The organism is Streptomyces sp. NPDC046303 (genome assembly GCF_055588085.1).
The window spans coordinates 35,335-50,415 of the sequence record NZ_JBVJFA010000043.1; the positions used below are offsets into that span (position 1 = coordinate 35,335).

Annotated in this window: 13 protein-coding genes and 1 pseudogene; 3 read left to right on the forward strand and 11 right to left on the reverse strand. The window is 71.5% G+C overall.

All coding sequences use genetic code 11. The features are described 5' to 3' along the window. The first annotated feature begins 28 nt into the window (after positions 1-28). Positions 29-517: a DUF3180 domain-containing protein gene (locus ACZ6I1_RS31085; RefSeq protein ID WP_469292234.1), complete on the forward strand. Its 489-nt coding sequence runs from the start codon at positions 29-31 to the stop codon at positions 515-517. Between the two features lie 99 nt (positions 518-616). Here the strand turns inward: ACZ6I1_RS31085 and folE are convergent, their stop codons facing one another. The 6 genes from folE to dacB form a co-directional block, all read right to left on the reverse strand. Beyond that, a complete protein-coding gene (folE, locus tag ACZ6I1_RS31090) occupies positions 617-1,225 on the reverse strand; it encodes a GTP cyclohydrolase I FolE (protein WP_469292235.1) in 609 nt (202 codons plus the stop codon). 75 nt (positions 1,226-1,300) lie between these two features. Then, positions 1,301-3,337 carry an ATP-dependent zinc metalloprotease FtsH gene (ftsH, locus tag ACZ6I1_RS31095; protein WP_469292236.1) on the reverse strand — a complete coding sequence of 679 codons (2,037 nt, stop codon included), beginning with the start codon at positions 3,335-3,337 and terminating at the stop codon, positions 1,301-1,303. Between the two features lie 198 nt (positions 3,338-3,535). Continuing rightward, complete coding sequence (gene hpt, locus ACZ6I1_RS31100) at positions 3,536-4,096, reverse strand: hypoxanthine phosphoribosyltransferase (protein WP_362394741.1); 561 nt, start codon at positions 4,094-4,096, stop codon at positions 3,536-3,538. A gap of 65 nt (positions 4,097-4,161) precedes the next feature. Further along, complete coding sequence (tilS, locus tag ACZ6I1_RS31105) at positions 4,162-5,223, reverse strand: tRNA lysidine(34) synthetase TilS (RefSeq protein ID WP_469292237.1); 1,062 nt, start codon at positions 5,221-5,223, stop codon at positions 4,162-4,164. A gap of 246 nt (positions 5,224-5,469) precedes the next feature. Beyond that, entirely contained in the window at positions 5,470-6,618 is a 1,149-nt protein-coding gene (locus tag ACZ6I1_RS31110; RefSeq protein WP_469292238.1) for a zinc-dependent metalloprotease, read from the reverse strand. A 138-nt stretch (positions 6,619-6,756) separates the two neighbouring features. After that, positions 6,757-8,196 (reverse strand): D-alanyl-D-alanine carboxypeptidase/D-alanyl-D-alanine endopeptidase, encoded by a 1,440-nt coding sequence (gene dacB / locus ACZ6I1_RS31115; RefSeq protein WP_469292239.1) that lies wholly within the window; start codon positions 8,194-8,196, stop codon positions 6,757-6,759. A gap of 173 nt (positions 8,197-8,369) precedes the next feature. Between dacB and ACZ6I1_RS31120 the strand changes: the two genes are divergently transcribed. Beyond that, entirely contained in the window at positions 8,370-8,864 is a 495-nt protein-coding gene (locus ACZ6I1_RS31120; RefSeq protein WP_008742522.1) for an inorganic diphosphatase, read from the forward strand. Between the two features lie 249 nt (positions 8,865-9,113). Then, entirely contained in the window at positions 9,114-10,754 is a 1,641-nt protein-coding gene (locus ACZ6I1_RS31125) for a threonine/serine exporter family protein (protein WP_469292240.1), read from the forward strand. A gap of 124 nt (positions 10,755-10,878) precedes the next feature. Here the strand turns inward: ACZ6I1_RS31125 and ACZ6I1_RS31130 are convergent. From ACZ6I1_RS31130 to ACZ6I1_RS31150, 5 genes and pseudogenes are all read right to left on the reverse strand, one after another. Next, positions 10,879-11,535: pseudogene (locus ACZ6I1_RS31130) on the reverse strand (VTT domain-containing protein); the annotation flags it as partial. Between the two features lie 118 nt (positions 11,536-11,653). Next, positions 11,654-12,412: a MerR family transcriptional regulator gene (locus ACZ6I1_RS31135; protein ID WP_469292241.1), complete on the reverse strand. Its 759-nt coding sequence runs from the start codon at positions 12,410-12,412 to the stop codon at positions 11,654-11,656. 85 nt (positions 12,413-12,497) lie between these two features. Further along, positions 12,498-13,292: an ABC transporter permease gene (locus ACZ6I1_RS31140; protein WP_469292242.1), complete on the reverse strand. Its 795-nt coding sequence runs from the start codon at positions 13,290-13,292 to the stop codon at positions 12,498-12,500. Continuing rightward, positions 13,289-14,215 (reverse strand): ATP-binding cassette domain-containing protein, encoded by a 927-nt coding sequence (locus ACZ6I1_RS31145; protein ID WP_469292243.1) that lies wholly within the window; start codon positions 14,213-14,215, stop codon positions 13,289-13,291. The genes ACZ6I1_RS31140 and ACZ6I1_RS31145 overlap by 4 nt, the downstream gene beginning before the upstream one ends. A 96-nt stretch (positions 14,216-14,311) precedes the next feature. After that, positions 14,312-14,938, reverse strand: a complete 627-nt coding sequence (locus ACZ6I1_RS31150; RefSeq protein WP_469292244.1) for a PadR family transcriptional regulator — start codon at positions 14,936-14,938, stop codon at positions 14,312-14,314. Between the last annotated feature and the right edge of the window lie 143 nt (positions 14,939-15,081).

A 15,081-nucleotide genomic window follows, 5' to 3' on the forward strand; every position in this document is an offset into this window, starting at 1 on the left:
TACGGCGCAGAAAGCGGGGATCTGGCAAGTGAAGCAACTGAGGCCGGCCGTCCTGGCGGGCATCTTCGCCGTCGCCGGGATCCTGTCCTGGGCGGGCGCCCGGCTGTGGAACGCGTACGGCACCCTGCCGGGCGTTCCGCTGGCCGCCCCCATCGTCCTGGGCGCCATCGCGGCGATCCTCCTCGCGACGGCCCTGTCGATGCGCTCCCGCCTCAAGGCCCAGCGCGAGCGGCGGCCGGAGGCCAAGGGAGTGGAGCCGCTGATGGCGGCCCGCGCGGTGGTCTTCGGCCAGGCCAGCGCCCTGGTCGCGGCCCTGGTGGCGGGCGCCTACGGCGGCGTCGGCGTCTTCCTGCTCACCAACGCCCTCGACGTGCCCGCCCGCCGCGACCAGGCCTGGTACGCCGGCTTCTCGGTCCTGGCGGGCGCGGCGGTCATCGCCGCGGCCCTCTTCCTCGAACACGTCCTGAAGCTCCCGGAGGACGACGACGAGTCCCCCGAGTCCGCGGCACGCGCCTGAGCGCCCGCCGCGCTCTGCACCGGCTTGGAGGCCACCACCGGGCCGTCCTGCCCCGGCGGAGCCGCCAGGGCCGCCTCCTGGTCCACCAGCAGGTACGTACTAGCGGGCCATGATCAGGGACATGGCCTCGTTGCGGGTCGCGGGGTCGCGGAGCTGGCCGCGGACCGCCGAGGTGATGGTCTTCGCGCCGGGCTTGCGGACTCCGCGCATGGTCATGCACATGTGCTCGCACTCGATGACCACGATGCACCCGCGCGGGTCCAGGATCTCCATCAGGGAGTCCGCTATCTGGGTGGTCAGCCGCTCCTGCACCTGGGGCCGGCGGGCGTACACGTCCACCAGGCGGGCCAGCTTCGACAGACCGGTGATCTTGCCGTCAAGGGACGGTATGTACCCGACGTGGGCCACACCGTGGAACGGCACCAGGTGGTGTTCACAGGACGACATGACCTCGATGTCCTTCACCAGGACCATCTCGTCGTGGCCGAGGTCGAACGTCGTCGTCAGGACCTCTTCGGGCTTCTGGTAGAGGCCGGCGAATATCTCCTTGTACGCCCGCGCCACGCGCGCCGGGGTCTCCAGCAGGCCCTCGCGGTCCGGGTCCTCGCCGACCGCGATCAGGAGCTCACGGACCGCCGCCTCGGCTCGCTTCTCGTCGAACTCGCCGATCGTGCCCTCGTCGCCGGTCAGGGTCACTGGGTCCGTCATTGCTTCCTCGTTCCTGTAAAAGTGCCGCGCCCCCCAGGCTAGAACCTGGGGGGCGCGGCTTCCATTCCGGGTGGATCAGGCTTCGGGGCGGTCCTCCGGGGCCACCTCGATGCCCTTCTCCGTGGCGACCGGCGTGACGGCGGTGGCCGCCGACGTGCCGTTCGCCGAGTTCGTCAGCTGGAGCTCCTTGGGAGAGAGCACCGGCGGACGGGTGGAGGGGGTGCGGCGGGAGGAACCGGTCCACGCGGGGCGGGCCGGACGCTTCACGATCGTCGAGAAGATCTCGGCGATCTGCTCCTTGTTCAGCGTCTCCTTCTCCAGCAGCGCGAGGACCAGGTTGTCGAGGACGTCACGGTTCTCGACGAGGATCTCCCAGGCCTCGTTGTGCGCGGTCTCGATGAGCTTCTTGACCTCTTCGTCGACCAGCGCCGCGACCTCTTCCGAGTAGTCCCGCGGGTGCGCCATCTCGCGCCCCAGGAACGGCTCGGTGTTGTCGCCGCCGAACTTGATCGCACCGAGACGCTCGGTCATGCCGTACTGCGTGACCATGGCCCGCGCCGTGGCGGTGGCCTTCTCGATGTCGTTCGCCGCGCCCGTCGTCGGGTCGTGGAAGACCAGCTCCTCGGCCGCGCGCCCGCCCAGCATGTACGCCAGCTGGTCGAGCATCTCGTTGCGCGTGGTCGAGTACTTGTCCTCGTCGGGCAGGACCATGGTGTAGCCCAGGGCCCGGCCGCGGGACAGGATCGTGATCTTGTGGACCGGGTCCGAGTTCGGCGAGGCCGCCGCGACCAGGGCGTGTCCGCCCTCGTGGTACGCGGTGATCTTCTTTTCCCGGTCGGACATGATCCGGGTCCGCTTCTGCGGACCCGCCACGACGCGGTCGATCGCCTCGTCCAGCGAGTGGTTGTCGATCAGCTTCTTGTCCGAGCGGGCCGTGAGGAGCGCGGCCTCGTTCAGGACGTTGGAGAGATCGGCACCCGTGAAGCCGGGCGTGCGGCGGGCGACGGCACCCAGGTCGACGTCCGGCGCGACCGGCTTGCCCTTCTGGTGGACCTTGAGGATCTCCAGACGGCCCTGCATGTCCGGCCGGTCGACCGCGATCTGCCGGTCGAAGCGGCCGGGGCGCAGGAGCGCCGGGTCGAGGATGTCGGGACGGTTCGTGGCGGCGATCAGGATGACCCCGCCCTTCACGTCGAAGCCGTCCATCTCGACCAGCAGCTGGTTCAGGGTCTGCTCGCGCTCGTCGTGACCGCCGCCGAGGCCCGCACCGCGGTGCCGGCCGACGGCGTCGATCTCGTCGACGAAGACGATCGCCGGCGCGTTGGCCTTGGCCTGCTCGAACAGGTCGCGGACACGCGAGGCACCGACACCGACGAACATCTCGACGAAGTCGGAACCGGAGATCGAGTAGAAGGGCACACCGGCCTCGCCCGCGACGGCGCGCGCGAGCAGGGTCTTGCCGGTGCCGGGCGGGCCGTACAGCAGCACACCCTTGGGGATCTTGGCGCCGACGGCCTGGAACTTCGCCGGCTCCTGGAGGAACTCCTTGATCTCGTGGAGTTCCTCGACGGCCTCGTCGGAGCCCGCGACATCGGCGAACGTCGTCTTCGGGGTGTCCTTGGTGATGAGCTTGGCCTTGGACTTCCCGAAGTTCATGACCCGGGAGCCGCCGCCCTGCATCTGGTTCATCAGGAACAGGAAGACAACGACGATGAGGACGAAGGGCAGGAGCGAGAGCAGCACGCTCAGGAACGGGCTGGTCTTGTCCGGGGTGACGGAGTACCCGTCCGGAATCTGACCGGCTTCGTACTTGGTCTGGAGGTTCTGGGCGAGCTGGACGCCCTGATCCCCGATGTAGTTGGCCTGGAACTTGGTGCCGTCGTGCTTGCCGAGCTTCTGGCCTTCGCTCAGCTCGATCTTGATCATCTGGCTGTCGCCGGTGGTCAGCTTCGCTGTCTCCACCTGGCCACTGTTGATCGCCTTGACGACCTCGCTGGTGTCCACCGACTTGAAGCCGCCGCCGGAGCCGACGACATTCATCAACACGACCACGGCGAGGACGGCCAGCACGATCCACATGACCGGCCCACGGAAGTATCGCTTCACGTCCATCCATACGGGGCGCAAAGCACCCCGTCCCTCCTGCCCGTAGGTAAATGCTGCTGTGAGTAAAGACTGTTCTTCGGAATGTACCTCTGTATTGTCACCCGCGGCCCCATGGGACGGCTGACAGACCCGCCTTCCCCTGCTCCAACGGCGGGAATCGCCCCCAGGTTCCCCGGAGCTTCCGGGGCGCGGGCGGGAGCGGGGTCAGCCGCCGTAGACGTGCGGGGCGAGCGTGCCGACGAACGGCAGGTTGCGGTACTTCTCCGCGTAGTCGAGGCCGTATCCGACGACGAACTCGTTCGGGATGTCGAAGCCGACCCACTTCACGTCGATCGCGACCTTCGCGGCGTCGGGCTTGCGCAGCAGCGTGACGACCTCGAGGGAGGCCGGCTGGCGCGAGCCCAGGTTCGACAGCAGCCAGGACAGCGTCAGACCGGAGTCGATGATGTCCTCGACGATCAGGACGTGCTTGTCCTTGATGTCGGTGTCCAGGTCCTTGAGGATCCGCACCACGCCGGAGGACTGGGTCCCGGCGCCGTACGAGGACACCGCCATCCAGTCCATGGTGAGCGGGGTGGACAAGGCACGCGCCAGGTCCGCCATCACCATCACCGCGCCCTTGAGGACGCCGACGATGAGCAGGTCCTTGCCCGCGTACTCCGCGTCGATCTTCGCGGCCAGCTCGGCCAGCTTCGCGTCGATCTCTTCCTTGGTGATGAGCACCGACTGGAGGTCGCCGCCCATGTCCTTCTCGTCCACCCGCATCACTTTCGTTGGCGGCCGGGGCTCCGGGGGTGCCCCCGGAGGACTCAGCCGTGTTTCAGCACCAATCAGCCCTGCCGGATGACAAGTCTGCCACCCTGCCGCTGGGCCTCGACCCGGCCGGGCAGGTTGATGGCGCCCTGACCGCGCCATCCGGTGATGAGGCGGTCGACTTCCTCGATGTGCCGGGCGAAGAGGGAGCCCGCGGGAGAACCGGCGGCGACCACGGCCCTGCGCAGCACTCGGCGGCGGACGGCCGGGGGCAGGGCGTACAGCTTGGCGCACTCCAGGCGGCCGTCCTCGTCCCGTACGCCGGTCTCCGCCTCGGCGGCCCAGGCGTCCAGCGCGTCGGCGTCGTCGCGCGACAGCTGGGCGGTGCGGGCCAGCGCCTCGACGACTCCCTTGCCCAGCGCCTTCTCCAGGGCGGGCAGTCCCTCGTGGCGCAGGCGGGAGCGGGTGTAGGCGGGGTCGGCGTTGTGCGGGTCGTCCCAGACGGGGAGGGACTGGACCATGCAGGCCTTGCGGGCGGTCTGCCGGTCGACCTGGAGGAAGGGGCGGCGGTAGCGGTGGCTGCGGCCGGGACCTCCGCTGACCTCGGCCATGCCGGAGAGCGAGCGGATGCCGGAGCCGCGGGCGAGACCCAGCAGGACGGTTTCGGCTTGATCGTCACGCGTGTGGCCGAGCAGCACGGCGGAGGCGCCCAGCCGGTCGGCGGCCTCGTCCAGGGCGCCGTAACGGGCGTCGCGGGCCGCGGCCTCGGGACCGCCGTCGCGGCCGACGCGCACGGCGACGGACTCCACCGGGTCGAGGCCGAGGGCGGTCATGCGGACGACGACCTCGGCGGCGCGGAGGTCGGAGCCGGGCTGGAGCCCGTGGTCCACGGTGATGCCGCCGGCCCGGATGCCGAGCTTGGGCGCCTCGAAGGCCAGGGCGGAGGCGAGGGCCATCGAGTCGGCGCCGCCGGAGCAGGCGACGAGGACGAGCGGCAGGGTGCCGGCCGGGGGGCGGGGGCCGGCCGAGGGAGTACCCGCGGACGGGGTCCGGGGGAGGTCGGTGAGGTCGGTGAGGACGTCGTGGAGTGCGCGGCGGACCGCCAGGCGTATCGCCGCGACCGCAGGATGGGGACCCATGTCCGGTGCCCTTCGATGGAGTTCGGATGCCTCGGAGGCTTCGGGGGGTGGAGCGTCAGGTGGTGGTGCGTCAGGGGTGCTGCCGGGCGCCCCCCCCGCAGGGCGGGGGTTGTCACTCAGAGTGCGTCGATGGTGACAGAGCCGAGCCGTTCCCCGAGCATCGCACGCCCTTCCACGGCCCACGGTCCCTCGGACGGGTGATGCTGCTTCCCCCAAGGAGACATGTTTACGCCCCCTCCGTCACGCCTATTCGCTCTCTTCGCTCCCCTTGCGGTGGACGCGGGCCACCCAGTCCGCGGGCTTGGCGATCTCGGCCTTGGTCGGCAGTGTGTTCGGAGAGGTCCACACCCGGTTGAAGCCGTCCATGCCGACCTGGCCGACGACGGCGCGCACGAAGCGCTCGCCGTCGCGGTACTGGCGCAGCTTGGCGTCGAGGCCCAGGAGCTTGCGCAGGGCGGCATCGAGGCGGCCGGCGCCGCTGGCCCTGCGCTGCTGGAACTTCTCGCGGATCTCGGCGACCGAGGGCACCACCTGGGGGCCGACCCCGTCCATCACGAAGTCGGCGTGGCCCTCCAGCAAGGACATGACGGCGGTGAGCCGGCCCAGCACCTCCCGCTGCTCGGGGGTCTGCACGATCTCCACGAGGGAGCGTCCCTCCTCGCCCCGCTCGGCGTCGGGGCGGGCTCCCGCGAAGGACTGGGCGGCCTCGCGCAGCCGTTCCAGGACGGTCACCGGATCCACTTCGGTGGCGCCGAGGAACGTCTGGATTTCGCCTTCGAGGTGGTCGCGGAGCCACGGGACGGCCGTGAACTGGGTACGGTGCGTCTCCTCGTGCAGGCAGACCCACAGCCGGAAGTCGTGCGGGTGCACCTCCAGCTCGCGCTCGACGTGCACGATGTTCGGGGCGACGAGCAGCAGCCGGCCGCCCCCCGTGGCGGAGCCGGGCAGCTCGCGGGAGGCCGGCGCGAAGGTCTCGTACTGGCCGAGGACCCGGGAGGCCAGGAAGCTCAGCAGCATGCCCAGCTCGACGCCGGTGACCTTGCCGCCGACCGCGCCGAGGACGGCCGCGCCGGGGGTGCCCGCGCGCCGGTCCTGCAACTTGCCGAGGAGCGGCTGGAGCAGCTCACGGAAGCCGGCCACGTTGGCCTTGACCCAGCCGGCCCGGTCGACGACCAGGACGGGGGTGTCGTTGACCGGCGCCCCTCCGGGGAGCGCATGGGCCATCCGGGTGAACTCCCGTACGTGCCGTTCCGAGGTCCTGGCGTGTCCGCGCAGCTCCGCGACGACGGCCCGGGCCTCGTCCCGGCTGACCTCCGGGCCGGGCCGCACCAGCCGGGTCGCGGTCGCCACCGCGAGGTTCCAGTCGACCATCTCCGCACCACCGATGCTCGTCATGCGTCAACCGTACGTGGACCAGCCCCCGGGCGGACCCCCTGAGGGCAGAGTCCGAAGCGGCGTCGTCCTGCCGGAGCGCGGGCGGCCGGGCGCCGCGCGCACGGCGCTTCCCCACCGGGGCCGCTGCGGGCTCCTCCGCTAGGACGTGGCGGCGACCGCGGCGGCCAGCTTGTCGAGGCCCTTCTCGGCGGCCGCGCCGTCCTGACTGCCCGCGGTCAGGAAGGCGAAGGCGAGGAGCCGGCCGGAGCGGTCGACGACGGTGCCCGCCAGGGAGTTCACGCCCGTCAGGGTGCCCGTCTTGGCGCGGATCAGGCCGGCGGCCGGGGAGCTGCCGGCGTTGCGGGCGCGCAGGGTCCCGGTGAATCCGGCGACGGGCAGTCCGGTGAGGACGGGCCGCAGTTCGGGCCGCTGCGGGTCGGCGGCCTTGGCGAGCAGGCCCGCCAGGAGGCCGGTGCTGACCTTGTCGGCGCGGTTCAGGCCGCTGCCGTCGGCGAAGCGGGAGCCGGCGACGTCGACGCCGAGGGCGGCGAGCCGGTCGGTGACGGCCTTCTCGCCGCCTTCGAAGCTGGCGGGCCGGCCGGAGGCGAGGGCGGTCTGCCGGGCGAGGGCCTCGGCGATGTCGTTGTCGCTGTGGGTGAGCATCCGCTCGACCAGGCCCGCCAGCGGGGCGGAGAGGGTGGCCGCCAGGGGCTGCGCGCCGTCGGGCGCCTTGGCCCGGGCGGGTTCGCCGGTGACCTTGATGCCGCGCTCGGTCAGCAGGGCGGCGAAGGAGCGGGCGGCGTCCCCGGAGGGGTCGCCGGTGCGCTCCACGGGCCCCGAGATGGAATCGTCGGAGCGCCCCTCGTCCGCCATCAGGGCGGTGACGGGCGCGATATTGGGGTTGTTGTCGCCGATCGGGTGGCGGACCGGGCCGGTGTAGAGGCTGTCGTCGTAGCCCAGGGCCACGCTGCCGGTGCCGGCGGCCTTGAGGGCCTGGGCGGTGTCGGCGGCGAGGGCGACGAGGCTGCCGCCCGATCCGGCCGGGTTCTTCTTCCTGGCGGTGAGGGAGGGGTCGCCGCCGCCGACGAGGAGGATCTGTCCCGGCGCGGCGCCGGGCACGACGGCGGTCCGGATCCGGTGCTCGGGCCCGAGGGCGGCCAGCGCGGCCGCGGCGGTGGCGATCTTGATGGTGGAGGCGGGCGTCATCGCGTCCCGCGCGCCCGACTCGTACAGCACCTCCCCGGTGGCGGTGTCGACCACGGAGGCGGTACGGGCGGTGCCGAGCGCGGGGTCGGCGAGCAGCGGCCCCAGCGCGGCGGCGAGGCCCTCGGAGGCGGCGGCCGCCGCCGGGCGCGGGGCGCCGGGTCCGATCGCGCCGAGCACCCCGGGGGCGCTGGGGGCGGCCTGCGGGAAGGTTCCGGCAGCGGACCCGCCACCGTGATCTGCACCACCCGTGAGGCTCCGGGAGGCAACCCTGTCCCGCTCGGCCTTACGCTGGCCGGAGTCCCACGGACCGGCGGCGGTCACCACTGCCGCCGACAGGGCGAGACCGGCGACGGCCGAGCCCGCGACGAGCTGCCACGTCTTGATCAATGGCACCTCGGACCAGCCCCTTTCGCGATCACACATATGCGTGAGGGACACTTAACCACTGCGTCTTGCCGCGAGCATGGCACCCCACCCGGCTGGGCTGGGCCGGACGCGCGCGTATTGAATCAAATGCAGTCTCGAAGCGATCCAGACTGCTGAAGCTGATCATGGAGGAGCAGGACGTGGAGTTCGACGTCACCATCGAGATCCCCAAGGGTTCGCGGAACAAGTACGAGGTGGACCACGAGACCGGCCGGATCCGTCTGGACCGTCGCCTCTTCACCTCGACCAGCTACCCGGCCGACTACGGCTTCGTCGAGAACACCCTCGGCGAGGACGGCGACCCGCTGGACGCGCTGGTCATCCTTGACGAGCCGACCTTCCCGGGCTGCCTGATCAAGTGCCGCGCCATCGGCATGTTCCGCATGACGGACGAGGCGGGCGGCGACGACAAGCTGCTGTGCGTGCCGGCCTCGGACCCGCGTGTCGAGCACCTGCGCGACATCCACCACGTGTCGGAGTTCGACCGCCTGGAGATCCAGCACTTCTTCGAGGTCTACAAGGACCTGGAGCCGGGCAAGTCCGTCGAGGGCGCGAACTGGGTCGGCCGCACCGAGGCCGAGGCCGAGATCGAGGCCTCGTACAAGCGCCTCGAGGCCCAGGGCGGCCACCACTAGGCTCCGCCGGTGTGGGGCTCCCCGGACGGAGTCTGGGGGAGGGTCGGCGGGGGTTCCCCCGGCCCCCTTGGCATGGCAGCGGGCGGTACCCCCCGGCGGGGTGCCGCCCGCTGTCGCGTTCCGGAACCGGGCTGCGCCCGGACCCGGGGCTCCGCAGGGCCCCGCAGGGCTGCGCCCACCGCCTGCTTTGGCCGGGGAGGAAACGGTTCCGCATACTGATACCGCCGGTGATCACTGAGTGGAGGACGTGTGGCGGAGGCCGACGGGGCCGAGGACAGGAAGCCCCAGTCCGACGAGGCGCACAGCGCCTTCACGCCGCCGCCCGGCATGGAGCCCGGGATACCGGAGGACGAACAGCCCACCTCGGAGTTCGCGCTCCCTGCGGGTACCGAGCCGGTGCCGCCCGAGCCCGAGGGCTCGGCCTTCGCGACCCCGGCCACCTACAGCGCCGCGCACTCCCCGCCCGCCTACACCCCCGGCCAGGGCTTCCCCGTCGCCCGGATGAAGGAGTCCCCCTGGCAGGACCGGATGCGCACGATGCTGCGCATGCCGGTCGACGTGCGGCCGGTACCGGACCTGGTGCAGCGGCCGACCGAGACCGGGCCCGCCGTGGGCCGCGTGCTCGACCTGACCCTGCGCATCGGCGAGCTGCTGCTCGCGGGCGGCGAGGGCGCCGAGGACGTCGAGGCGGCCATGTTCGCGGTGGCCCGCTCCTACGGGCTGGACCGCTGCGAGCCCACCGTCACCTTCACCATGCTGTCGATCACCCACCAGCCCTCGCTCGTGGACGACCCGGTGTCGGCGAACCGGACCGTGCGCCGCCGCGGCACCGACTACAACCGGCTCGCCGCCGTGTTCCGGCTGGTGGACGACATCAGCGCCCCCGAGATCGACGTCTCGCTGGAGGAGGCCTACCGGCGCCTCGCCGAGATCCGCCGCAACCGCCACCCGTACCCGGGCTGGATGCTCACCTGCGCCGCCGGACTGCTCGCCGGGGCCGCCTCCACGCTGGTCGGCGGCGGGGTGCTGGTCTTCATCGCGGCGGCCCTCGGGGCGGTCCTCGGCGACCGGCTGGCCTGGCTGTGCGCCGGGCGCGGGCTGCCGGAGTTCTACCAGTTCGTGGTCGCCGCGATGCCGCCGGCCGCGATCGGGGTGGCGCTCAACATGACGGGGATCGACGTCAAGGCCTCCGCCGTGATCACCGGCGGGCTCTTCGCGCTGCTGCCCGGGCGGGCCCTGGTCGCGGGCGTACAGGACGGGCTGACGGGCTTCTACATCACCGCCTCCGCCCGGCTGCTGGAGGTCATGTACCTCTTCATCGGCATCATCATGGGCGTGCTGGCCGTGCTCTACGTGGGCCTGCAGTTCGAGGCATCCCCGCGGCCGGAGGAGGTCCTCCAGATCCAGCAGCGGCCGCTGGTCCAGATCGCGGCCTCGATGGTGCTGGTGTTCACCTTCGCGATCCTGCTCCAGCAGGAGCGGTCCAGCGTGTGGATCGTGACCCTCAACGGCGGGGTCGCCTGGGTGACCTTCGGCGCCCTGCACTACGCGGGCGGCATCCCGCCCGTGCCGTCCACCGCCATCGCCGCCGGGCTGGTCGGCCTGTTCGGGCAGCTCTTCTCCCGCTACCGCTTCGCCTCCGCCCTGCCGTACACGACGGCGGCCATCGGGCCGCTGCTGCCCGGTTCGGCGACGTACTACGGGCTGCTGCTGATCGCCGAGGACCGGCTGAACGAGGGCCTGGCCTCCCTCGTGAACGCCGCGGCCATCGCCCTCGCCATCGCGATCGGCGTCAACCTGGGCTCCGAGGCCTCCCGCCTGTTCATGCGGATCCCGGGCGCCGCCAGCGCCGCCAAGCGCCGCGCGGCCAAGCGGACCCGCGGCTTCTGACGGGCACACGAACGCCCCGGGACCCTTGCGGGGGCCTCCGGGGCGTTACGGGCCGTACCGGTCGTACGGGCGGCTGCGATGCGACGGGCTAGCGCTTGGCGTGGCGGCCGCGCTGGCCCGGGGTCTGGACCTCGGCCTCGAGCGGGGCCTCGGCGGCCGCCGCCCTGTTCTCCTTGCGGGCCTTCAGCACCTCGAAGACCACCGGGATCACCGAGATCAGGACGATGCCCACCAGGATGGGCTCGATGTTGGTCTTGATGAACTCGATCTGGCCGAGCCAGTAGCCCGCGACGGTGACGCCCGCGCCCCAGCCGATGCCACCGATGATGTTGTAGGTCAGGAAGGTGCGGTACCTCATCGAGCCGGCGCCCGCGACCATCGGCGCGAAGGTGCGGATGATCGGCACGAAGCGGGCCAGGACGATGGCCTTGGGGCCGTGCCGGTCCATGAACTCGTGGGCCTTGTCCAGGTTCTCCCGCTTGAAGAGCTTGGAGTTCGGGCGGTTGAACAGCTTCGGCCCGAAGAACTTGCCGATCATGTAGCCGACCTGGTCACCGATGATCGCGGCGGCCACGATCAGCGTGCAGACCAGCCACAGCGGCTGCTTGATGTACTGCCCGTCGGCGACCAGCAGGCCTGCCGTGAACAGCAGCGAGTCGCCGGGCAGGAACGCGAAGAGTCCCGACTCCGCGAAGACGATGACCAGGATGCCGATCAGGCCGAAGTGCGAGATCAGATAGTCCGGGGACAGCCACTCAGGGCCGAGCGCGATCGTGTACACGGGTTCCGGACTCTCCTGGATGAGGGGGCGTGCTGCGGGGCGGGCGGTCTCAATTATCAACGCACACGGACCCCGCCCGGTTCCAGGGACCGGACGGGGTCGGGTGCGTGACGGTTTCCTACGCCTTGCGCACGGCGTTGGCGAGGATCGCGTCGCGTACGAACACCGCCAGGCCCGGCCGGACCACGTCGTAGTGCGCCGTGAACCGCTCGTCCGCGACGTACATCTCACCGAGACAGGTGTGGATCTCGTACGTGCAGAAGTAGTAGCTGCCGTTGATCCAGCCGCGGTGCTCCTCCGCGAGGTCCATGGCCTCCTCGGACTCCGCGGGCGTGCCGGAGTCCAGCAGGGCGGCGAACCGGCGGGTGATGTCCCGCTCCTGGGCCTGGATCCGCTGCCAGTCCTCCTTGGTGTACGAGGCCGTGCGGCGGGCCGACTCCTTGTACGCGTCCGTGTCGCCCCAGCGGCGCTCGGCCTCCGCGGCGTGCTCGTCCGGGTCGAAATCGCCGAAGACCTCGAACTTTTCCTCGGGCGTGAGGTTGATGCCCATCTTCTTCGCCTCCATGGCGTGCTCAACGGCCTTGGCCATCTGCTGGAGCCGGTCGATCCGGTCGGTCAGCAGGGCGTGCTGCCGGCGCAGGTGCTCCCGCGGATCCGTGTCCGGGTCGTCCAGCAGGACCGCGACCTCGTCGAGGGGGAAGCCGAGCTCCCGGTAGAACAGGATCCGCTGCAGCCGGTCCAGGTCGGCGTCGTCGTAGCGACGGTGACCCGCGTGGCTGCGGCCGCTCGGAGAGAGCAGGCCGATCTCGTCGTAGTGGTGCAGGGTGCGCACCGTGACTCCGGCGAATCCGGCGACCTGTCCCACGGAGTAGCCCATGTCCGCTTCCCTCCTCGGTGTCTGGTGGGGTACGCCCTTCACTGTGGGTCCTCACGCCGCGTGAGGTGCAAGCCCGCCCGTGCGGCTATCTGCTCAGGCCCCGGAAGCGGGCCACCGCCAGCGGGAAGAAGACCGCCAGCAGCAGGAGCGGCCACCCGACGGCGAGCAGGCCGGCGTGCTCGAAGGCCCAGGACGGCGAGGCCGGCGCGGAGGCCGCCGCCGGGTTGCCGAACAGGTCGCGGACCGCCGTCGCCGTCGCCGACATCGGGTTCCACTCGACCACCGCCCCCAGCCAGCCCGGCATCGACTCCGGAGTGGCGAAGGCGTTGGACAGGAAGCCCACGGGCCACACCAGGATCTGCACCGCCTGCACCATCTCGGGCCGGCCCGCGACCATGCCCAGGTGGATCCCGATCCACAGCATCGCGAACCGCAGCAGGAGGAGCAACGCGAAGGCCGCCAGCGCGGCCGCCGCCGAGCCGTGCCAGCGCCAGCCGAGCAGCAGCCCGACCCCCGCCAGGACCACGAGGCCCACCGCCGACTGGATCATGTCGGCGATGCTGCGGCCGACCAGGACCGCCGAGGAGGACATCGGCATGGCGCGGAAGCGGTCGATCACCCCCTTCTCCAGGTCCCGGGTGACGGCCGTCATGGTCGACTCCAGCCCGAAGGCCATGGTCAGCGCGAACATCCCGGGCACCAGGAACTCGACGTACTCCCCCTCGATCCCGCGGCCGCCGCCCACCAGGAAGCCGAACATCAGCAGCAGCATCACCGGGAAGACCAGTCCGACCACCACCTGTACGGGCTGCCGCGCCCAGTGCGCCAGCTCGCGCCGGGTCATCGTCCAGGAGTCCGTGACCACCCACGTCGCACTCATGCCGCCACCTCCTTCTTCTCCGTCAGGTGCAGGAAGACCTCGTCCAGCGTGGGCCGCCGGACCACCAGGTCCTCCGCCTCGATCCCGGCGTCCTGCAGCGCCCGCAGGGCCAGGGCCAGGCCCGCCATCCGGTCCTCCACCGGGAAGCTGAGCGTCGCGGAGTCCCGGTCCACCGACGGGTCCGGGAGCAGCGCCGCCGCCTGCGCCAGCCGCGCCGCGTCGCGCAGGACGACGACGATCCGGTCCGCCCCGACCAGGGCCTTCAGCTCGTCGGCCGTGCCCTCGCGCGCCACCCGGCCCCCGTCGATCAGCGCGATGCGGTCGGCGAGCTGGTCGGCCTCCTCCAGGTACTGCGTGGTCAGCAGGACGGTCGTGCCGCCGCCGACCAGGGAGCGGACCGCGCTCCACACCTCGGCGCGGCCGCGCGGGTCCAGTCCGGTGGTCGGCTCGTCCAGGAACAGCACCTCCGGGTCGGTGATCAAGGACGCGGCGAGGTCGAGGCGGCGCCGCATGCCGCCGCTGTACTTCTTCACGGGCTTGCGGCCGGTGTCCGCGAGGCCGAAGCGGTCCATCAGCTCCTGCGCCCGCAGTGCGGCGCGGCGCGCGCCCAGGTGGTACAGGCGGCCGAACATCTCGAGGTTCTGCCGTCCGTCCAGTTCCTCGTCGAGGGCCGCGTGCTGGCCGAGCAGCCCGATCCGGGAGCGGACGGCCGCCGCGCCGGTCCGTACGTCGTGGCCCGCCACCCGCACCACGCCCTCGTCGGGGCGCAGCAGGGTGCTCATGATCCGGACGGCCGTGGTCTTGCCGGCCCCGTTGGGGCCGAGTACCGCCTGGACCGTGCCGGGGGCCACCTCCAGATCGAGCCCGGCCAGGGCGTGCTTGTCGCCGTACCGCTTGTGGACACCTTCGAGGGAGATCGCCAACGCGAGGGGCTCCTTACTAGTCAAACTTGAATAGCAGCCTGCAAGGTAATGCCCGGTTGCCCGGTAGTCAAACTTGATGAGAAAAAAGGGCGGGCGTCAGGAGCCGGACTGGGCGAACGGGTTCTCCTCGCCGTCCGCCAGCACCCCGACGAACGGCTCGCCGCCCTCGCCCGCGAAGGAGTACGCGCCCCCCTCGATCCGGGCGATGAGGCCGCGCGTCCACTCCGCCTCGGCGTCCGCGGTGTGGACCCACATGTGCATGATCTCGCCGATGTGGCCCAGCTGCCCCGGCCCGCCCTCGGGCGTGTAGTAGTCCGTCACCGACGACCGCCAGCCCGCCAGCTTCGCCAGCCGCTCGCGGAGCAGCTCCAGCACCTCGGCCCGCGGCAGATCGACCATGAAGCCGATCGCCGCGGACAGCACGTCCGTCTTCTGGCCGTACGCGGCCAAGGCCTCGCGCAGCAGCCTGAAGTACTCCGCGCGCCCCGCCTCCGTGACCTCGTACTCGGTGCGCGGAGGCCCGCCGGCGGCGCTGGGCGCCACCTCGTGCGCGTGCAGGACCCCCTGCTTCGCCATCTGCTTGAGCGCGTGGTAGATCGATCCGGGCTTGGTGTTGGACCACTCGTGCGCGCCCCAGTACTCGAGGTCGTTGCGCACCTGGTACCCGTGCGCCCGCCCGTGCTGGCGGACGGCACCGAGGACGAGAAGCCGGATCGCTGACATGGGGCCAGGCTACTAGGGGGTGTCTGACGGAGGTCCGTGGCGTCGCGGTGCCCGGCACGCACTCTCGCCGCACCGGCCGAAAGCCCAAGTACGTCCAGTACGCGGGCATCCGGCCGGCACGCCGAGAGCACGCACCGGACACC